Genomic DNA, 19,532 nt, shown 5'->3' on the forward strand with positions numbered 1-19,532 from the left:
GTCTGAACACCAACTGGAGGAACTACCCTATGAAACGCGCATTTCTGGCGGCCCTCGGGCTCGCCACTGGCCTCGCTGTGCCTGCAACAGCCCAAGACATCAAGGTCGGGCTTCTCTTGCCCTTCTCCGGCGTCTATGCCGCCCTCGGCAATGACATCGAGGCCGGGTTTACCACCGCGCTTGAACAATTCGGCGGCGAAACCCCGGCCACATTCGAGATTGTCCGCGAGGACACCGAGGTCAAGCCGCCCGTGGCCCTGGCCAAGGCCAAGAAGCTGATCTTGCAGGACAAGGTCGATGTGATCTCGGGCATCGTCAGCTCTGGCGTGCTGGGTGCTGTGCGCGACATGGTGCATGGCGCAGGCGTGCCGCTGATCGTGGCCAATGCCGGCAATGACGAGGCGACGGGCGAGGCCTGTTCGCCCTATATCACGCGCATGTCCTTTTCCAACGGGCAGGTCAACCGCCCGATGGGGCAATGGATGTATGATCAGGGCATCCGCAAGGTCTATACGCTGGCCCCCGATTATGCCGCCGGACGGCAGATGATTGACGGCTTTGTCCAGACCTTCACCGCCGCGGGCGGCGAGATTGTCGGGCAGGATTTCACCCCCTTCCAGAAGACACAGGATTTCGGCCCCTACCTGGCACAGGCCAAGTCGAGCGGCGCCGAGGCGGTGTTCGTGTTCTACGCGGGTGGCGAGGCGATTTCCTTTGTCAAACAATATGACAGCTTTGGCCTCAAGGCCGAGTTGCCGCTCTATGGTTCGGGCTTTCTCACCTCATCGCTCTATGTCAACGCCGAAGGTCCGGCGGCAGAGGGCGTGATCACCGCGCTGCATTACGTGCCCACGCTCGACAATCCCGCGAACGTGCAATTCGTCGAGGCGTTCAAGGCCAAGACGGGCCGCGTGCCGTCGGAATTCGCGGTGCATGGCTATGACGCCGGTCGCGCGCTGATCGAGGCGGTCAAGGCCGGGGCCACGGACCGCGAGAGCCTTGCCAATGCCCTGCGGCAGGTCAGGTTCGACGGACCGCGCGGCGCGCTCTCGATTGATCCTGCAACCAACAACATCGTGCAGCCGATCTATGTCTACGAGACCGTCGCAGGCGACGACGGCCTCACGCAAAAGGTGCTGGCCGCCCTGCCCGCCGAGGCCGATCCGGTCAATGGCTGCGAGATGGCCACACCCGTCAGCAACTAAAAGCCAAGGCCCGGCCATATCCTTGGCCGGGCCCATTCGGGAGGAGGTTCCGCAATGTCACTTGATCTGGGTTTCTGGACGCTTCAGGCGCTCAACGCGCTCCAGCTTTCGATGCTTCTGTTTCTGCTTTCCATCGGCCTGACCGTAATCTTTGGCCTGATGCATTTCGTCAACCTGGCCCATGGCGCGCTCTATGCTCTGGGGGCCTATTTCGCGGCCTCTGCGGCGGCGGTCGGCGGTTATTGGGCAGGGTTCTTTCTGGCCCCGGTGGCGGTCGCGGGGGTGGGCGTGCTGCTCTATTCCGGCCTCATTCAGCGGATGCGCAAATCGGGGCCAATGGCGCAGGTTCTTGTGACATTCGGGCTCATCTTTGCCCTGCTCGACATCACCCGGATCGTCTGGGGCGATCTGGCCCTCGGGCTGGAAGTGCCGAGTTTCCTTGCCGGGCGCGTGGCGCTCTTGGGCGTCGAATACCCCGCTTACCGGCTCTTCATCATTGCACTGGGCCTTGCCATCTTTGCCGCTCTGGCCTTTGTGCTGAGCCGGACACAGATCGGCGCCATGATCCGTGCGGGCGTGGACAATGACGCCATGGCGGCCTGCCTTGGCATCAATGTCGAACGCCTCTTCTTCATCGTATTCTGCGTGGGCTGCGCGCTCGCGGGGCTGGCGGGCGCCGTGGCGGCCCCCTTGCTGAGCGTCACGCCCGACATGGGCCTGCAAATCCTCATTCCAACCCTGATCGTGATCGTGATCGGGGGTCTCGGCTCGCTCAAGGGGGCGATTGCAGGCTCGCTCATCTTTGGCTTCGTACAGACCTTTGGCGCGGTGCTGGCACCGCAACTGGCCTCGGTTCTGATCTACGCGCTTCTGGCGGCGGTGCTGGTGATCCGGCCCGTGGGCCTCTTTCCGGCGAAAGGATAAGGCGATGTTTCGACATACACCGCTCAGATATGCCGCGCTCGTGCTCCTGGCCTCTGCGGCCCTCTTTCAGGCCCTGACCGCGGACTATTTCGGACTCGAAATCCTCACCGAGATTGTCATCCTCGCGATGCTGGTGATCGCGCTCGACATGGTCGCTGGCTTTGGCGGCATGGTCTCGCTCTGCCACGGCGCGCTGTTGGGCGTCGGGGCCTACGGTTATGCGATCCTGTCCACCAAGGTGGGGCTGACGCCGCTCATGGCGATGGGTGGGGCCGTGGCCGTGACCGGGGCCATCGCCTGGGTCATCGGGGCCATCTGCGCGCGCAGCCATGGCATCTATTTCATCATGGCAACGCTGGCCTTTGGGCAGATGGGCTATTCCTATGTGTTCGAGGCGCCGCTCTTTGGTGGCGATGACGGGCTGAGCGGGATTGCGCGACTGGACCTTTCATTCATTGGCCTGGATCTCAACGACGGGCGCAGCTTTGCACTCTTCTGCCTTGGCGTGTTGGCGGCAATCTATGGCGCGGCGGTGCTGATCCTGCGCTCGGGATTGGGTCGGTCCCTCTCGGGGGTCATGCACAACGAACAGCGGATGCGCGCGCTTGGCCTCACGGTCTGGCGGGTCAAGGCGGATGTCTTTGGCCTCTCTGGTCTGATCTCGGGTCTGGCCGGCGCGATGGCGGCGCAGCATGTGATGTTCGTCTCGCCGGGGCTTCTGTCCTGGACGGTGTCGGGCGAAGCGCTGGTGGTGGTGATCCTGGGCGGGCTTGGCACGCTGGTCGGCCCGTTGCTGGGGGCGGCGGTCTTTGTGCTGCTCAAGCATGAGGTGGGCGCGCTCACGAGCTATTGGCACCTTGTGGTCGGGATGATCCTGATTGCGGTGGTGATGAGCCGTGCCAATGGCATCTTTGGCTGGATCGAGGCGCGGTTTGGCGCGCGGATTGAACGGCGCGCGGCGGATGCCGTGCGCGACATCGACCCGAGGGAGGTCAAGACCGATGCTTGAGACACGCAAACTCGACAAGAGCTTTGGCGCGGTGCATGTCACGCGCGGGGTCTCGTTCAAACTGGAGCGCGGCGAACGGCGGGTGATCCTTGGCCCGAATGGCGCGGGCAAGACGACGCTCTTCAACCTGCTGGTGGGCGAATTGACCCCTGACAGCGGCTCGGTGCATCTGGCAGGCGAGGATGTGACCACCCTGCCCGTCGCCCGGCGCGCGCGCCAGGGTCTGTCGCGCAGCTATCAGAAGAACACGCTCTTTGACGGGTTGACCGTCGAGGAAAATCTGGGGCTCGCGGCGGCGATCCACACCGGCAACGCAACGCGGCTCTATACCGACAGCCTCGCCCGTCCCGAGGTGCGCGAGATCGTGGCCGAGGTCGCCGAACAGGTCAATCTCATGCCTTACCTGCATGCGCGCGTGTCCGAGATCAGCTATGGCGTGCGGCGGCAATTGGAGGTGGGCGTGGCCCTTGCCACACGGCCCCTCGTTCTCTTGATGGACGAACCGACCAGCGGTGTCGGCCCCGAGATGGCCAAGGGCTTTCACGATCTGCTGAACAACCTGCCGCGTGATCTGACGCTGTTGATCATCGAGCATGACATGGATCTGGCCTTTGACGTGGCCGACACGATCACCGTGTTGAACTATGGCGAAGTGGTCTTTGACGGGCTGCCCGAGGCCGCGCGCGGCTCCAAGCTGCTCAAGGACATCTATCTGGGGAGTTGGGAAGATGCTTGAACTGAATGCCGTCAATTCCGGCTATGGCGAAACCCAAGTGCTCTATGGCATGGGGCTGCGCGCCGAGGCGGGCCGGGTTCTGGCCATTCTGGGGCGCAATGGCGCGGGCAAATCGACCACGCTCAAGACGGTGATGGGCCTCTTGCCGCTGCGCGACGGGCAGATCACCTTTGAAGGACAGGCCATGCCCAAGCGCCCCTATGACATCGCCAAGGCTGGCATCGCCTATGTGCCTGAAACGCGGGATATCTTTCCCTCTCTGACGGTGCGCGAGAACCTTGAAATCGCGTCCAAGCGGTTTGACGGGGCCTGGACGATGGACCGGGTGCTGGACCTTTTCCCGCGTCTGGGCGAGCGGCTGGAGAATGGCGGCACGCAACTGTCGGGGGGCGAGCAGCAGATGCTGGCCATTGCCCGCGCGCTTCTGATGAATCCGCGCCTGCTGATCCTCGACGAGCCCACCGAGGGGCTGGCCCCGATCATCGTCAAGCTGATCCATGACAAGCTGATGGAGCTCAAGCGCGAGGGGTTGTCGATGGTTCTGGTCGAGCAGAATTTCGGCTTTGCCACCTCGCTTGCCGATGATGTGGTCGTGGTCAGCAAGGGCCAGGTGGTCTGGACCGGCAGCGCCGAGGCCATCCGCGCGGATACCGAGGCACAGCACCGCTGGCTTGGCGTGTGACGCAACACGCGCCCGCCCGGTCAATGGGCGGGCGCAAAAGATCTAGCGGCCTCAGCCGCGCCCGCGATAGGGCGGCACGCCCTGATCGGGGATCCAGACACCGTCGGGCATCGCCCCGGTCTGCCAGAACACATCGATCGGGATGCCGCCGCGCGGATACCAGTAGCCGCCAATCCGCAGCCACTCCGGTTCGAGAAATTCCACCAGCCGCCGGGCAATCGAAATCGTGCAATCCTCGTGGAACGCCCCGTGATTGCGGAAGCTGGTGAGATAGAGCTTGAGCGATTTGCTCTCGACCAGCCATTTGCCCGGCACATAGTCAATCACCAGATGCGCGAAATCCGGCTGTCCGGTCATCGGGCAGAGCGATGTAAATTCGGGCGCGGTAAAGCGCACGTTATACTGCACATCGGCCTGCGGATTGGAAACCCGCTCCAGCACCGCCTCTTCGGGGCGTTGCGGGACCACGGTGGCGCCGCCCAACTGCTTGAGGTCTTTGTAGATATTCTCGCTCATCTTTCTCTCCTTCACACCCCGCGCTTGTTGCCCCAGAGCATCACATGCAATTGCGGCAAGACCCTTGCCTCGAACCATCCGTCGGCTGTCACCCGCTCCACCAGCCAGCGCATCCGGTCGTCGATGCCGTCCTGATCCACGGTGGCCGTGTCATCCTCGGGTGGGGGCGGCGTGTGATTGCCCGGTTGCAGATACAGCGGCAGGTCAGGATAGCGCCCCGCCACGTCCCGCGCCCATTGGTAATCCACGTCGTCAAACACCACGATCTTGAGAACGTGCGCCGCCCCCTTGGCCGCAGCGACACACGCGTCGAACAGCGCCCAATCCACCTCCATCCCGGACGACGGCGGCTTGGGGCTGAGCACCAGCATATCGAGCGCGGCAAACCAGTCCCGCGCGACAGAGCCTTGGGTTTCCATCGCAAACCGATAGCCCTGCGCATGGCCTTGGTCGATCAACGCGCCCAAGGGCTGAATCGCCGGATTGCCGCCCGAGAGTGTCACCATGATCGGCCGACCGCCCGAGAGGCGCGTCACCTCGGCCATCACCGCTTCGGCGCTCATCGGTGCCCATGTCTCGCGATAGGCCGAGTCGACCGCGTGCAGGCTGTCGCACCAGCTACAGCGATAATCGCACCCCCCGGTGCGCACGAACACCGTCGGCTGTCCGATCAGCGCGCCCTCGCCCTGAATGGTCGGGCCAAAGATTTCGGATACGCGGATCGCCTCGCTCACGGGCGATACTCCGCCCAGGTTTTCGGCGTTTCGCTGACCTTGACCGCCGTCACCTCGGGCCAACGCGCCCGACACCAGTCAAAGAGATGCTTGGCCATCCGCTCGGCGGTCACGCAATCATCCCCCAGCACATCATTCAGATGCCGGTGATCCAGCGTGTCGTCGATATACCGCTTCAGATCGCCCAGATCGAGGTAATCGCGCACGAACCCATGTGCGTTCAATTCGGCGGCGGTCAGCTCCACCACCACGATGTAATTATGCCCATGCAGCCGCGCGCATTGATGCGTCGCAGGCAGGCCAAAAAGCTGATGTGAGGCGGAAAAGTGGAATTCCTTGGTGATCCGATACATCACGCCCCCCGTCCGGCCACAGCCGCCAGCCAGAAATCCGGGTCCTCATACTCGGTGGGGTCAATCACCCCCGCGAGATGAAACGCCTCGCGCCGCTCGACACAGGTGCCACAGCGCCCGCAGTGACGCACCCCGCCCTTGTAGCAGGACCATGTCTCGGCAAAGGGCGTGCCATGCTTGGCACCATCAGCGACGATGTCACCCTTGGAGCCGTTGAGGTAGGGCGTGTAGAGCGTGACCTCGGCATAACCCTCAAGCGCCGCATCCTGCATCGCCTGAAACGCGGAGATAAAGCCGGGACGGCAATCGGGGTAGATGAAATGATCCCCGCCATGCACCGCCGTGGCCACGGCGTCGGCCTTTTCCGCCGCCGCCATGCCAAAGGCAATGGCCAGCATGATCGCATTGCGATTGGGCACGATGGTGATTTTCATGGTCTCTTCGGCGTAATGCCCATCCGGCACCGCCACATCATCGGTCAGCGCCGACCCCGACAGCGCCGCGCCAATCTGGCGAATATCCACCACCTTATGCGGCACGCCCAAGCGGCGCGCACAAGCGGCGGCATATTCCACCTCTTTCACATGGCGTTGCCCGTAATCAAAGCTCAGAAGCCCCGCCAATTCATGCTCAGCGGCCACCTTATGGGCGAGCGATACGGAATCGAGCCCGCCCGAGCAGATAACAATCGTCCTCATCTTTCATCCTTGTTTTTTAAAGCGGGTAGGCTGCGACCGCTCGACCCCGCGCATCTAGCGCCTTTGACAGTCTAAAACAAGGTCGGTCTACTCTGCCAAGCGCGCCCGCAATTCGGTCTTGAGCACCTTGCCGTAATTGTTCTTGGGCAACTCGGCGACCGCGATATAGCGCTTGGGCCGCTTGAACCGCGCAATCTGGCGCAGGCAATGCGCGTCAAGTGCTGCCTCATCCAGCGCCCCGTCACAGACCACAAAGGCCACCACGACCTCGCCCCATTCGGCATCGGCCATGCCCACCACCGCCACCTCGATCACGTCAGGATGGGTCAAGAGCACCTCTTCCACCTCGCGCGGATAGATGTTGCTGCCGCCCGAGATGATCATATCCTTGGAGCGGTCCTGCAGGGTCACATAGCCGTCACCGTCCATCCGGCCCAGATCGCCGGTCCAGAGCCAGCCACCCTTGAGCGCCTTTTCACTCGCCGCCGTGTTCTGCCAGTAGCCCGGCATCACCGCATCGCCGCGCACGAGGATTTCGCCCACCTGCCCGCGCGGCACCTCGGCCCCTGTTTCATCCGCAATCCGCACCTCGATCACCGATTGCGCGCGACCCACCGAGGCCAGCCGCGCGCGCCACCGCGGATGGCTGCGGTCCGCCACATCGGCGCGCGACAGCGCGGTGATCGCCATGGGGCATTCGCCCTGCCCGTAGATTTGCAGGAAAACCGGCCCGAACACCTCGACCGCCTCGAGAATATCCGCCAGATACATCGGCCCCCCGGCATAGACCACGCTGCGCAGGCCCGCGCCAGTCTCGCCGCGCGCCCGCGCCCAGGCGGTCAGCCGTTTCACCATCGTGGGCGCCGCGAACATGTGCACCCGGCCATGATGCCGCGCGAGACCAAGGATTTCGCCCTCAGCGAACCCGCCCGACGCCGGGCATACATGCCGCGCCCCGCGCAGCACATGCACCATGGCATAGAGCCCCGCGCCATGGCTCATCGGCGCGGCGTAGAGCGTGGCATCCTCGGCGCTCACCTCGTCCACATCGGCCAGATAGGCGAGCGACATCGCCACCAGCATCCGATGCGTGATCCGCACCCCCTTGGGCCGCCCGGTGGTGCCCGATGTGTAGAAGAGCCACGCCAAATCCACCGGCGCGCGCGCGGCGACCTCAACCACGGGCGCGCCGCGTTGCACCGCCTGCGCCGTAACCCCCTCCTCGGCCAGGGCCTCCTGCCGCACCGCATCCGCCAGAACCACCCGCGCGCCTGCGTCGGTGATGATCCAGGCCGCCTCTGCCCCGTGCAGCTTGGCATTGATCGGCACGGCGGCGGCCCCGGCATACCAGATACCGTAGAGCGCCAAGAGATAGTCGGGCGCATTTCCCATGAAGATCGCCACGCGGTCGCCGGGGGTGACGCCCTGGGCCACCAAGCCGCCTGCCACCTCGCGCGCGGCACGGTCAAACCCGGCATAATCCGCAACCGGGCCGCAGCCCTCGTAGAGCGCTCCGCGCTCGGGCCATGCCTGCGCCGCGCGTTCCAGCCAAATCCCGATATTCATCCCCCGGTTCCTCCCGAACCACACCAAAGCACCGACGCCGCCCCGGCACAATTCCGTAGAAACACGCAAGGCCCTTGGCGCGCTGCACTGCACGCGGCATAAACGCTGCAAGGAGAGCGCCATGGAGATCAAGGAACTCGCGTTTGACCACGCCCCGGTGGGCCTTGCCCTGCTGGAACATCGCATCATCCGGCAGTGCAATCAGAAATTCGCCGCGATCTTTGGCGATACCCCCGCCGATTATGCCAACATTCCGCTCGCCCGCTATTACCCCTCCATCGAGGATTATCGCCGCATCGGGGCGGATGCGCTTGCCATCATGCGCAAGACCGGGCGCTATGCCGACGAGCGGGTGATGAAGCGGCGCAATGGCACGCTCTTCTGGTGCCGTGTGCGCGGACAGTCGCTTACGCCAGAGGCGCCGTTTCAGCGCGGCATCTGGTCTTTCTCCGATCTCTCGGACGAACGCCCGCTTGTCGAACTGACCCAACGCGAACGCGAGGTGGCGATTCTCACCTGTCGCGGGCTGACGTCCAAGGAAATCGGCCTTGATCTCGGCCTCAGTTACCGCACGGTCGAGGTGTATCGCGCGCGGCTGCTTGAGAAATTTCAGGCCCGCAAACTCGCGGAACTCGTGGCCAAACTTTCGGGCATGCCGCTCTGATTGTGCGCGCCTCTCGTAAAATTGCCCTCCTGCCCCCAGATTAAGGGGCAATGGCCGCTTTTCTCAGCCTGCACCTTGCCCTATAAGCGGCCAAAACAAATGCCATGAGCCCGCCACGCGGGACATCATCGCGCTGTGGTCGAGGAAGATATGTCGAACAAATCCCATGAATCGGACGTGGCCTTTATCAAGGCTCTGGCGGAACTCCTGAACGAAAACGACCTGACCGAATTGTCGGTCAAGCGGGAATACGGCGAGGACGACACGCTGCAGGTGCGCGTCAGCCGCCGGGGTGAAACCGTGACCACCCATTACGCACCGGCCCCCGCGCCCGCCTATGCCCCGGCCCCTGCGGCTGCCGCGCCGGCCCCGGCGGCCATTGCCGCGCCGTCCGAGGACCCGGCAAGCCACCCCGGCGCCGTGACCTCGCCGATGGTCGGCACCGTCTATATGCAGGCAGAACCGGGCGCGCCCACCTTTGTCAGCGTGGGCACGCAGGTGTCCGAGGGCGATACCCTTTTGATCATCGAGGCGATGAAGACCATGAACCATATTCCCGCCCCGCGCGGCGGCACCGTCAAACGCATCCTGATCGAGGATGGCGCGGCGGTCGAATATGGCGCACCTCTGATGATCATCGAATAAGGCCCGAGCGATGTTCGAGAAAATCCTGATCGCCAACCGGGGTGAGATTGCCCTCCGCGTGATCCGCGCCGCCCGTGAGATGGGGATCAGAACCGTCGCGGTGCATTCCACCGCCGACGCGGACGCCATGCATGTGCGCATGGCCGACGAATCCGTCTGCATCGGTCCGCCGTCCTCGTCTGAAAGCTATCTGTCGATCCCTTCGATCATCGCCGCCTGCGAGGTCACGGGCGCGCAGGCGATCCATCCGGGCTATGGCTTTCTCAGCGAGAACGCCAATTTCGTCCAGATCGTCGAGGATCACGGTCTGACCTTCATCGGCCCATCCGCCGAACATATCCGCATCATGGGCGACAAGATCACCGCCAAGGACACGATGAAGGCGCTTGGCGTGCCCTGCGTGCCCGGATCGGATGGCGGGGTTGCCACGCTCAAGGAGGCGCAGGCGCTCTGCGCTGAGATCGGCTTTCCGGTGATCGTCAAGGCCACCGCCGGGGGGGGCGGACGCGGCATGAAGGTGGCGCAGAGCGCCGCCGAGCTGGAAAAGGCCTTTCTCACCGCCCGCTCCGAGGCCAAGGCCGCCTTTGGCAATGACGAGGTCTATATCGAGAAATACCTCACCACGCCGCGCCATATCGAAATTCAGGTGTTCGGCGATGGCAAGGGCCGCGCCGTCCACTTGGGTGAGCGCGACTGCTCGCTGCAACGCCGCCACCAAAAGGTGCTGGAAGAGGCCCCCGGCCCCTGCATCACCGCCGAAGAACGCGCGCGCATCGGCAAGATCTGCGCCGATGCCTGCGCGAACATCCAGTATCGCGGCGCAGGCACCATCGAGTTTCTCTATGAGAAGGGTGAATTCTTTTTCATCGAGATGAACACGCGCCTGCAGGTCGAACATCCCGTGACCGAGGCGATCTTTGGCGTGGACCTCGTGCAGGAACAGATCCGCGTCGCCGAAGGCCTGCCGATGTCCTTTACCCAGGACGACCTCATCATCAACGGCCACGCCATCGAGGTGCGCATCAACGCCGAGAAACTGCCGGATTTCGCGCCGCGCCCCGGCCGGATCACCCAGTTTCACGCCCCCGGCGGTCTGGGCGTGCGAATGGATTCGGCCCTCTATGACGGCTACAAGATCCCGCCCTATTACGACAGCCTCATTGCCAAGCTGATCGTGCATGGCAAGGACCGCCACAGCGCCCTGCGCCGGCTGGCCCGCGCACTGGGCGAGTTGATCGTGGATGGCGTCGACACCACCGTGCCCCTCTTTCACGCGCTTCTGCAAGAGGATGACATCCAGTCCGGGAATTACAACATTCACTGGCTGGAACATTGGCTGGAAACCAACTTGCGGGACTGAAACGAGGCGGAAACCGACCTTGATCACTGGCGATGGCCTGCCCCCAGGGGCGGGCCATGCCGCAGGTTCACCCCGTCACCGACCGGCGCACCATATCCCAATAGACCGCCTCGACCTCATCGAGCGACAAACGCCCCTCGACGCGATACCAGGTGTTCACGCCCGTCAGCATGGCAATCAGCGCCATGCTGGCGATGCGCGGCTCGGTCACGACCATCACGCCCGCCTCTGCCCCCCGGCGCAACACCACCTCGAGCCGCGTCTCATAGTCCCGCCGCAGCCCCTCGATGACCGCGAAATTCTCAGGCTCAAGATTGCGCAACTCCATATAGGACACAAACACCGCATCGGCCCGGCTGGTGTTGAAGCGGATGTGAAACCGGGTGAACGCCTCCAGCGCCGCCATTGCGTCGCCCTCGGGCTCTGCCGCATCCCAGGCCGCCAGCAGCTCTTCCATATGGCCGCGCATCAGGTCAAAGAGCAGCGTTTGCTTGTCGGGCGTGTAATTGTAGAGCGCACCCGCCTGCACCCCCACCGCCGCCGCGATCTGCCGCATCGAGACCGCCGCATACCCGTGGCGCGCAAAGAGACGCAGCGCCGCATCGCGGACGCGCGGGCCGGTGATATCGGAATGAGAGCCTTGGGTTCGTGCCATGACACCGGGTTTAACTGAACATTCGTTCAGATCAAAGCCCGGCTTGCCCTCTGACCCCAAAGAATGGCAAGACAGACCCATCCACCCGAACAAGGATACCGGCCGCCATGGCTTTGCGCCTGCCTCTTCTGATCCTGCTCACCGGCCTTGCGGCGGGCTGCAGCGATCTCCTGCCTCTCGACCGCACCGTCGACAAGCGCACCCGTGACGCCTCTTATCCCGCTCTGATCCCGACCGAAACCATCCGGGCGCAGGCCACCGCGCCCCGGATCGCACCGGACACCGCCGAGACGCTCGACCGGCGCAGTGCGGGGCTGCGCGCGCGCGCCGCGCGCCTCAAGGCCGGTGTGGTCGATCCCGGCACGCAAGAGCGCATGCAAAGCGGTGTGAGCGAGTGAAAACCACGGCCCTGCCCCTGCAAGCCGCGTTGCAAGGGACCGCCGAACCCGTTACATCGCGGCAAAATCCATAGACAGCGACAATCGGAGAGCCCCATGAACACACCCCTGCGCCTTGGCATCGCCGGATTGGGCACGGTCGGCACGGGTGTCGTGCGGATCATCCGGCAAAAGGCCGATCTTCTGGCCGCCCGCGCAGGTCGCCCCGTGGTCATCACCGCCGTTTCGGCGCGCACCCGCGACAAGGATCGCGGTGTCGCGCTCAGCGACTACGCCTGGGAGGATGATCCCGTTGTCCTCGCCAAACGCAATGATGTGGATGTGTTTGTCGAATTGATGGGCGGGTCGGATGGGCCTGCCAAGGCCGCGACCGAGGCGGCGATTGCCGCGGGCAAGGATGTCGTCACCGCCAACAAGGCGATGCTCGCGCATCACGGTCAGGCGCTGGCCTTGGCCGCCGAAGCGGCTGGCCGCGTGATCCGCTTCGAGGCGGCCGTCGCGGGTGGCATCCCGGTCATCAAGGCGCTGACCGAAGGGCTGGCGGGCAATGACATCACCCGCGTCATGGGCGTGATGAACGGCACCTGCAACTATATCCTGACGCGCATGCAATCGGCAGGCCTGCCCTATGCGCAGGTCTTCGAGGAGGCCGCCAAACTTGGCTATCTCGAGGCGGACCCGACCCTTGATGTGGGCGGGATCGACGCGGGGCACAAGCTGGCGCTGCTCGCCTCCATCGCCTTTGGCTGCCAGGTCAATTTCGACGGTGTGACCCTCGAAGGCATCCAGAAAGTCACCATCGAGGATATCCGCCACGCGGCCGACATGGGCTATCGCATCAAGCTCTTGGGCGTGGCGCAGATGACGGGGCGCGGGCTGGAACAGCGCATGTCTCCCTGCCTTGTGCCCGACACCAGCCCCCTCGGGCAACTGGAAGGTGGCACCAACATGGTCGTGCTCGAGGGCGACAATGTCGAACAGATCGTGCTGCGCGGCCCGGGTGCGGGCATGGGCCCCACGGCCAGCGCGGTCATGGGCGACGTGATGGACATCGCGCGCGGCTTCCGCCTGCCGACCTTTGGCCAACCCGCCGCCAGCCTCAACCGCTGCCAGACCGCGACCAGCGCCACACCGGCCCCCTATTACATGCGCATGTCGCTGATCGACAAACCCGGCGCCCTCGCCAAGGTCGCGACCATCCTCGGCGAGGCGGGAATTTCCATCGACCGGATGCGCCAGTATCGCCATGACGCCACCACAGCGCCGGTACTGATCGTGACGCACAAGACCACGCGCGACGCGCTCGACACTGCCCTGACCGGCATCGGACGCCTTGACGTCCTGTCAGGAGAACCGGTGGCCCTGCGCATCGAAACCGTCTGACGCGGCCCCGCCCGCCGGACTTGTGCGCCAGAGCGCGCGGCGCTAATGCTGATTTGACCCGATTTACAAGGACCATCCCATGACCTCTGATACCGCCTTCAACGATCGCATGCTCTCGCTCGGCCTCGCGCGCGTGGCCGAACAGGCCGCCTTGGCCTGTGCTGACCTGATCGGGCGCGGCGATGAAAAGGCCGCCGATCAGGCCGCCGTGAACGCCATGCGCGAGCAGCTCAACATTCTGGCCATCAAGGGGGTCGTGGTGATCGGCGAGGGCGAGCGGGACGAGGCGCCGATGCTCTTCATCGGCGAAGAGGTGGGCACCGGCGGCGGCCCCGGCGTCGATATCGCACTTGATCCGCTCGAAGGCACGACCCTGACCGCCAAGGCCATGCCCAATGCCCTGACCGTGATCGCCATGGCCCCGCGCGGCACGCTGTTGCACGCTCCCGACACCTATATGGACAAGCTGGCCATCGGGCCGGGCTACCCTGAGAATGTCGTCTCTCTCGCCATGAGCCCGCGTGAGAGGGTCGAGGCGCTGGCGGCCGCGCGTGGCTGCCGCCCGTCCGAGATCACCGTCTGCGTGCTGGAGCGCCCGCGCCATCAGGAAATGATCGAGGAACTGCGCAGCACGGGGGCCGCCGTGTTCCTCATCCCCGACGGCGATGTGGCCGGCGTCATCCATTGCGCCGAGGCCGACCGCACCGGCATCGACATGTACATGGGCACGGGCGGCGCACCCGAGGGCGTGCTGGCGGCCTCTGCGCTCAAATGCATGGGCGGGCAGATGTGGGGCCGCCTCGTGTTCCGCAACGAGGATGAACGCGCCCGCGCCGCCAAGGCCGGGATCACCGATTTCGACCGCATCTATGCGCGCGACGAGATGGTGACATCGGATGTGATCTTTGCCGCCACCGGCGTCACCGACGGCTCGATCCTCTCGGGCGTCAAACGCCGCCCCGGCTATGTCGAGACCGAGACCCTGCTGATGCGTTCGCGCACCGGCTCGGTGCGGCGGATGATCTATCGCAGCAAGCGGGACTGAGCACGGCACGGGGGTGGGGGCGCTGCCCCCGTCCCGGGCCTGACCCGGGACTCCCCCGAGGTATTTCTCGCCAGATGAATGAGAGGAGGCGCGCATGGGACCGGCCTTTCTCGGAGTGGAACACTCGCTCTCGGGGCGACGCTGGATCGGTCCGGGGGCCGAAGCCGATCGCTTGGCCGAAGCGATGGCGCAGGCCACCGCCCTGCCCCGACCGCTCTGTCAGACGCTGGTCCGGCTGGGTGTGACAGAGGATGCCGCCGAGGCCTATCTCGCCCCCACCCTGCGCGATCTGCTGCCCGATCCGCGCAGCCTGCGCGACATGCAAGAGGCTGCGGCGCGGTTTCTGCGGGCGGTGCGGACCTCGGAGCGCATCGCCATCTTCGCCGATTACGATGTGGATGGCGGCACCTCTGCCGCGCTGCTGATCGACTGGCTGCGCCAGATGCAGGCCCCCGCGCCCACGCTCTATATCCCGGACCGGATCGACGAGGGCTATGGCCCCAACGTGCCCGCCATGTCCGATCTGGCCGCGCGCAACGATCTCATTGTCTGCGTCGATTGCGGCACCCTCAGCCATGAGGCGATTGCCGCCGCCAAGGGCGCGGATGTGGTGGTGCTCGATCACCACCTGGGCGGCGAGACGCTGCCGCCTGCCCTCGCCGTCGTCAATCCCAACCGGCAGGACGAGAGCGGCGATCTGGCCCATCTCTGCGCCGCCGGGGTGGTCTTTCTCATGCTGGTCGAGGCCGGGCGGCAATTGCGCGCGGCGGGCACGCAGGGGCCGGACCTGATGGCGATGCTCGATCTGGTGGCCCTGGCCACCGTCGCCGACGTGGCGCCTCTGATCGGCGTCAACCGCGCCTTCGTGCGCCAGGGCCTGCGCGTCATGGCCGCGCGCGCGCGCCCCGGTCTGGTGGCGCTGTCAGACGTGGCGCGTATGGACAGCGCGCCCAATGCCTATCACCTGGGCTTTCTTCTGGGGCCGCGCGTCAATGCCGGGGGCCGCATCGGCAAGGCGGACCTGGGCGCGCGCCTCTTGGCCTGTGATAACCCCGCCGAGGCCCGCGCCATGGCGGAACGCCTCGACCAGCTCAATTCCGAACGGCGCGAGGTCGAGACGCAGGTGCGCGATGCCGCCCTCGCCCAGGCTGAGGCGCGCGGCCTTGAGGCCCCTCTTGTCTGGGCGGCGGGCGAGGGGTGGCATCCCGGTGTCATGGGCATCGTCGCCAGCCGCCTCAAGGAACGCGCCAACCGCCCCGCCATCGTGATTGGGCTGGACGGCGACGAGGGCAAAGGCTCGGGCCGCTCGGTCTCGGGCGTCGATCTCGGGGCCGCCATTCAGCGACTGGCCAGCGAGGGGCTCTTGATCAAGGGCGGCGGACACAAGATGGCAGCGGGTCTCACCGTGGCGCGGGATCACCTCGAGGCTGCCATGGCGCGGCTCTCAGAGTTGCTCGCCAAACAGGGCGCGGGCGCGGGCGGCCCCGCCGATCTGCGGCTGGACGGTCTCCTGATGCCCGGTGCGGCAACGGTCGACCTGGTCGAGCGGATCGAGGCCGCCGGCCCCTTTGGCGCAGGCGCGCCCGGCCCCCGCTATGTCTTTCCCGATTGCCAGATCACCTTTGCCAAGGCGCTGAGCGGCGCGCATCTCAAGCTGCGCTTTGGCGATGGCATGGGCGCCAGTCTCGATGCCATCGCCTTTGGCGCGCTCGACGGGCCGCTGGGGCCCGCGTTACTGGCGCATGGCGGCGCGCGATTCCACCTTGCCGGACGGCTCGACATCAACAGTTGGGGCGGCAGACAGAGCGTGCAATTGCGCCTCGAAGACGCCGCTCCGGCCTGAAAATCCCCCTGTTCGACAGGCCCGCGCCCCGGAGCGTAAATTTCTGATTGCGGCGTGAAGTTTTTGCAAAATCCCTCTTGCGCCCCCCGCCGCTTTTGCCTAGTTACGCGTCACGCCAAGGCATGGCCCGTTCGTCTATCGGTTAGGACGTCAGGTTTTCAACCTGAAAAGAGGGGTTCGACTCCCCTACGGGCTGCCACTTTTCCACATCATCGAATTCTGCTCTTGTCGCCGTCGGCATCGTCGGGTCACGTTGTGATCGTGTGCCAGAAAGCACGCGCTTCGCAGATCGGAACGCCGCATCACCGCGTATCACCGTGATCCGACCACGTCGCGATCTTGCACAAGGCCCTCGGGATTGGATAGCTCTTGCTCAAGACCGCACGGACCAGAAAGCCCCGATCACGATGCCACCTGCCGGCCCCCCCTCAGCCCTGATCGCTGCCGCCCTCCCCGAGGTGGCGCCGGGGCGGCGCGTGACCGTGGCAGGGCTGGTGCTGGTGCGCCAGCGTCCCGGCACCGCGCGCGGCGTGGTCTTTGTCACGCTCGAGGACGAGACCGGCACCGTCAATGTCGTGATCTGGCGCAAGGTGTTCGACCGCTTTCGCCGCGCGGTCATCGCCGGGCGAATGCTGCGGGTCACTGGCCGGGTCGAGCGGCAATCGGGTGTGACCCATGTCGTCGCCGAAGAGATCGAGGACATCTCGCCCCTGCTTGACCTTCTGGCCGATCCCGAAACCCCGCTTTCCCCACCGGATCAAACAGGCTAGGCTCTGCCCGTTCCTCTCTCGCGAGACGCCTGCCCATGATGCCTTTCCGCCTGTCCTGTCTCGCGCTCGCGCTCGCCCTTGCCGCCTGCCAGCCCGCGCCACCCGGCCCGGATCGCCCAAACCTCGGGGCCGAGGCCCCGCCCGGTGCCGCGCCCGGCACCTGCTGGGGAAAGAAGGACACCCCGGCCGTGATCGAAACCGTGACCGAGCAGGTGCAGCTTTCGCCGGCTGAAACCGATGCCACGGGACGCGTTCTGCGCCCCGCCACCTATGCCACCGTGACCCGTCAGGCCATTCTGCGGGAACGTGTCACGACCTGGTACGAAACACCCTGCCCCGATGTGCAGACGCCCGAATTCATCGCCTCGGTGCAACGCGCGCTCGCGGCACGCGGGCTCTATACGGGCCAGATCACGGCCCGGTTCGATGCCCGCACCCGCGCCGCCATCGCCCGCTATCAGGCCCCGCTTGGTCTGGACAGCGACACGCTCTCGCTCGACAGCGCCCGTCGCCTGGGGCTGGTGGCCACGCCGATCCCCGACTGACGCGGTCGCCCTCTTCAACCCTGCCTCCGGCTTCGCCTGGCCAGAAATACCTCGGGGGAGTCCCGGATCAATCCGGGACGGGGGCAGCGCCCCCAGCCCTCAGCCCTGCCCCTGATCGACCAGCCGCTGTGCCAGCGCCAGATAGGCCCGCGCCGCCGCGCTATCGCCCGCCGCCACGGGACGGCCCGCGTCCCCCGCCAGCCGGGTTTCCAGATCAATCGGCAAGGCCGCCAGAAGCGGCAGACCCAAGCCCTCGGCCTCGTGCCGGACCCCGCCATGACCAAAGACATGGGCCTCATGGCCACAGGCGGGACAGGAAAAGAACGACATGTTCTCGATCATGCCCAGGATCGGCACCTGCAGCGTGCGGAACATGTCCATCGCCTTGCGCGCATCAAGAAGGGCCACATCCTGCGGCGTCGAGACGATGATCGCCCCATCGGGCCGCGCGCGTTGGCTGAGCGTCAGTTGCACATCGCCCGTGCCCGGCGGCAGATCGACAATGAGCGCGTCAAGATCGCCCCAATCGACCTGCGCCAGCATCTGCTGCAACGCCCCCATCAGCATCGGCCCCCGCCAGATCACCGCCTTGGCCGGATCGAGCATCAGCCCGATCGACATGACCTTGACGCCATGCGCCTCAAGCGGGGTGATCCGCGTGCCATCCGGGCTTGCCGGGCGCGCGCTCAGCCCCATCATCCGCGGCTGGCTCGGCCCGTGGATATCCGCGTCGAGCAATCCCACGCACCGCCCCTGACGCGCCAGCGCCACCGCCAGATTGGCCGCGACGGTGGATTTGCCCACACCGCCCTTGCCGCTGGCCACCGCCAGCAGCGCACCGATGCCCTCTGGCCTGATCGAGGCGTTGCCCCCCTTGGGATGCTGCCCCAGCTTGAACACAGGCGGGGCCGCCTGCGCCGTGAGCACCACCCGAGCCCGGACGATCCCCGGCAGGCTCAGCGCCGCGCGTTCGGCGGCGGCACGCAACGGCTCCATCATCCGCGCCATCTCCGGGCTTGGAGCCTCGATGACAAAGCGCACCTCGCCCGCCTCGACTTCGAGCGCGCGCACCATATCCCGTGACATCAGATCGCCCCCGTCGGGCAGTTCGAGGTGCCGCAACCGCGCTTCAAGTTCGCTGCGAAAATCGCTCATTTTCGGTCCTTTGGTCTTGGGTTGCTCTTTCGCCCGCCCCACAACCGGGACGGCACATCTTCACATAACGCCTAAAAAATGCCGCATTTGCTTAACCTTAGGTCACTTTCGGCTTATGCAATTGCTGCATAGCAGCATTGCTCATGCGGGGTATTGTGCAGGCGCAGCAAAGGCGTATCTTAGTCTCAACAAAGGGCGAAACGAACTTCGCCGAACTTGAACACGATCAAATCCGCAAGGACCCGAAAAAATGCCGACGACGTTTTACACCAGACGCTCTGCCGCCGCCGTTCTTGGCGAAGACCTGAGCGCGGCTGTTTATGCTGCCATGCAGCGTATCGTGGATTATCGCACCTATCGCCGCACGGTCAATGAGTTGTCGCAGCTCAGCGCGCATGACCTCGCCGATCTGGGCCTGCACCGCAGCGAAATTCGCCGCGTTGCGCATGAAACAGTTTACGGCCACCGGTCGTAATAAAGGATCAGATACCCCCCTCCTCCTCCCTGGGGTATCTGTTACGGTCACGGGCATCTTTCCTCCTCCCTGATGCTCGGGGCCGTCAAATTGGGACTGAACAGGTCCTTATGTTTTGCGGATGGCCCTCTCCTCCTCCCTGGGCCGGACGTATAGGAAACGGCGGCACCC

At 65.2% G+C, this 19,532-nt stretch carries 22 protein-coding genes and 1 tRNA gene; 16 read left to right on the forward strand and 7 right to left on the reverse strand.

All coding sequences use genetic code 11. The features are described from left to right. The first annotated feature begins 29 nt into the window (after positions 1–29). The 5 genes from MVC20_RS15945 to MVC20_RS15965 are packed head-to-tail and all read left to right on the forward strand — an operon-like array spanning position 30 to position 4,556. Positions 30–1,205, forward strand: coding sequence for an ABC transporter substrate-binding protein (locus MVC20_RS15945; RefSeq protein ID WP_297543164.1), 1,176 nt, complete (start codon positions 30–32; stop codon positions 1,203–1,205). A gap of 54 nt (positions 1,206–1,259) precedes the next feature. Beyond that, on the forward strand, positions 1,260–2,129 hold the full coding sequence (locus MVC20_RS15950) for a branched-chain amino acid ABC transporter permease (RefSeq protein ID WP_297543166.1): 870 nt from the start codon (positions 1,260–1,262) through the stop codon (positions 2,127–2,129). A gap of 4 nt (positions 2,130–2,133) precedes the next feature. Further along, positions 2,134–3,138 carry a branched-chain amino acid ABC transporter permease gene (locus tag MVC20_RS15955; protein ID WP_297543168.1) on the forward strand — a complete coding sequence of 335 codons (1,005 nt, stop codon included), beginning with the start codon at positions 2,134–2,136 and terminating at the stop codon, positions 3,136–3,138. Next, positions 3,131–3,874, forward strand: a complete 744-nt coding sequence (locus tag MVC20_RS15960; RefSeq protein WP_297543169.1) for an ABC transporter ATP-binding protein — start codon at positions 3,131–3,133, stop codon at positions 3,872–3,874. The genes MVC20_RS15955 and MVC20_RS15960 overlap by 8 nt, the downstream gene beginning before the upstream one ends. After that, positions 3,867–4,556, forward strand: coding sequence for an ABC transporter ATP-binding protein (locus MVC20_RS15965; RefSeq protein ID WP_297543171.1), 690 nt, complete (start codon positions 3,867–3,869; stop codon positions 4,554–4,556). The genes MVC20_RS15960 and MVC20_RS15965 overlap by 8 nt, the downstream gene beginning before the upstream one ends. 51 nt (positions 4,557–4,607) lie before the next feature. Here MVC20_RS15965 and queF read toward each other — a convergent pair whose 3' ends face one another. The 5 genes from queF to MVC20_RS15990 form a co-directional block, all read right to left on the reverse strand. Next, entirely contained in the window at positions 4,608–5,072 is a 465-nt protein-coding gene (queF, locus tag MVC20_RS15970; RefSeq protein WP_297543174.1) for a preQ(1) synthase, read from the reverse strand. An 11-nt stretch (positions 5,073–5,083) separates the two neighbouring features. Further along, entirely contained in the window at positions 5,084–5,806 is a 723-nt protein-coding gene (queE, locus tag MVC20_RS15975) for a 7-carboxy-7-deazaguanine synthase QueE (protein ID WP_297543176.1), read from the reverse strand. Next, positions 5,803–6,159, reverse strand: a complete 357-nt coding sequence (gene queD / locus MVC20_RS15980) for a 6-carboxytetrahydropterin synthase QueD (RefSeq protein WP_297543178.1) — start codon at positions 6,157–6,159, stop codon at positions 5,803–5,805. The genes queE and queD overlap by 4 nt, the downstream gene beginning before the upstream one ends. Continuing rightward, on the reverse strand, positions 6,159–6,857 hold the full coding sequence (gene queC, locus MVC20_RS15985; RefSeq protein ID WP_297543180.1) for a 7-cyano-7-deazaguanine synthase QueC: 699 nt from the start codon (positions 6,855–6,857) through the stop codon (positions 6,159–6,161). Before queC ends, queD begins: the two co-directional genes overlap by 1 nt. An 87-nt stretch (positions 6,858–6,944) precedes the next feature. Further along, positions 6,945–8,423: an AMP-binding protein gene (locus MVC20_RS15990; RefSeq protein ID WP_297543182.1), complete on the reverse strand. Its 1,479-nt coding sequence runs from the start codon at positions 8,421–8,423 to the stop codon at positions 6,945–6,947. 127 nt (positions 8,424–8,550) lie between these two features. On the opposite strand from MVC20_RS15990, the gene MVC20_RS15995 reads away from it, so the two are divergent. The 3 genes from MVC20_RS15995 (at position 8,551) to accC (ending at position 11,092) form a co-directional block, all read left to right on the forward strand. Next, entirely contained in the window at positions 8,551–9,087 is a 537-nt protein-coding gene (locus MVC20_RS15995) for a LuxR C-terminal-related transcriptional regulator (RefSeq protein WP_297543311.1), read from the forward strand. A 150-nt stretch (positions 9,088–9,237) separates the two neighbouring features. Continuing rightward, on the forward strand, positions 9,238–9,732 hold the full coding sequence (gene accB, locus MVC20_RS16000) for an acetyl-CoA carboxylase biotin carboxyl carrier protein (protein WP_297543313.1): 495 nt from the start codon (positions 9,238–9,240) through the stop codon (positions 9,730–9,732). 10 nt (positions 9,733–9,742) lie between these two features. Continuing rightward, positions 9,743–11,092, forward strand: coding sequence for an acetyl-CoA carboxylase biotin carboxylase subunit (accC, locus tag MVC20_RS16005; RefSeq protein WP_297543184.1), 1,350 nt, complete (start codon positions 9,743–9,745; stop codon positions 11,090–11,092). A 67-nt stretch (positions 11,093–11,159) separates the two neighbouring features. On the opposite strand, the gene MVC20_RS16010 is transcribed toward accC, so the two are convergent. Then, the gene (locus MVC20_RS16010; RefSeq protein ID WP_297543186.1) at positions 11,160–11,747 is read right to left on the reverse strand and encodes a TetR/AcrR family transcriptional regulator; all 588 of its coding nucleotides are present in this window, start codon (positions 11,745–11,747) and stop codon (positions 11,160–11,162) included. A 107-nt stretch (positions 11,748–11,854) separates the two neighbouring features. Between MVC20_RS16010 and MVC20_RS16015 the strand changes: the two genes are divergently transcribed. The 7 genes from MVC20_RS16015 (at position 11,855) to MVC20_RS16045 (ending at position 17,731) form a co-directional block, all read left to right on the forward strand. Next, positions 11,855–12,145, forward strand: coding sequence for a hypothetical protein (locus tag MVC20_RS16015; RefSeq protein ID WP_297543188.1), 291 nt, complete (start codon positions 11,855–11,857; stop codon positions 12,143–12,145). Positions 12,146–12,241: 96 nt separating this feature from the next. Then, on the forward strand, positions 12,242–13,528 hold the full coding sequence (locus MVC20_RS16020; RefSeq protein WP_297543190.1) for a homoserine dehydrogenase: 1,287 nt from the start codon (positions 12,242–12,244) through the stop codon (positions 13,526–13,528). A 79-nt stretch (positions 13,529–13,607) separates the two neighbouring features. Continuing rightward, positions 13,608–14,573, forward strand: a complete 966-nt coding sequence (glpX, locus tag MVC20_RS16025; protein ID WP_297543192.1) for a class II fructose-bisphosphatase — start codon at positions 13,608–13,610, stop codon at positions 14,571–14,573. 94 nt (positions 14,574–14,667) lie between these two features. Further along, positions 14,668–16,416 carry a single-stranded-DNA-specific exonuclease RecJ gene (recJ, locus tag MVC20_RS16030; RefSeq protein WP_297543195.1) on the forward strand — a complete coding sequence of 583 codons (1,749 nt, stop codon included), beginning with the start codon at positions 14,668–14,670 and terminating at the stop codon, positions 16,414–16,416. 124 nt (positions 16,417–16,540) lie between these two features. Then, a tRNA-Glu gene (locus MVC20_RS16035) sits at positions 16,541–16,615 on the forward strand. 208 nt (positions 16,616–16,823) lie between these two features. Next, positions 16,824–17,186, forward strand: a complete 363-nt coding sequence (locus MVC20_RS16040) for an OB-fold nucleic acid binding domain-containing protein (RefSeq protein WP_297543197.1) — start codon at positions 16,824–16,826, stop codon at positions 17,184–17,186. 35 nt (positions 17,187–17,221) lie between these two features. Continuing rightward, entirely contained in the window at positions 17,222–17,731 is a 510-nt protein-coding gene (locus MVC20_RS16045; protein ID WP_297543199.1) for a peptidoglycan-binding domain-containing protein, read from the forward strand. 99 nt (positions 17,732–17,830) lie between these two features. Here the strand turns inward: MVC20_RS16045 and MVC20_RS16050 are convergent, their stop codons facing one another. Further along, positions 17,831–18,886, reverse strand: a complete 1,056-nt coding sequence (locus MVC20_RS16050; protein WP_297543201.1) for an Mrp/NBP35 family ATP-binding protein — start codon at positions 18,884–18,886, stop codon at positions 17,831–17,833. A 250-nt stretch (positions 18,887–19,136) separates the two neighbouring features. Between MVC20_RS16050 and MVC20_RS16055 the strand changes: the two genes are divergently transcribed. Beyond that, complete coding sequence (locus tag MVC20_RS16055; RefSeq protein ID WP_297543203.1) at positions 19,137–19,361, forward strand: DUF1127 domain-containing protein; 225 nt, start codon at positions 19,137–19,139, stop codon at positions 19,359–19,361. Positions 19,362–19,532 lie beyond the last annotated feature (171 nt).

It is taken from the genome of Roseovarius sp. (assembly GCF_027019125.1).
Taxonomy (GTDB): domain Bacteria; phylum Pseudomonadota; class Alphaproteobacteria; order Rhodobacterales; family Rhodobacteraceae; genus Roseovarius.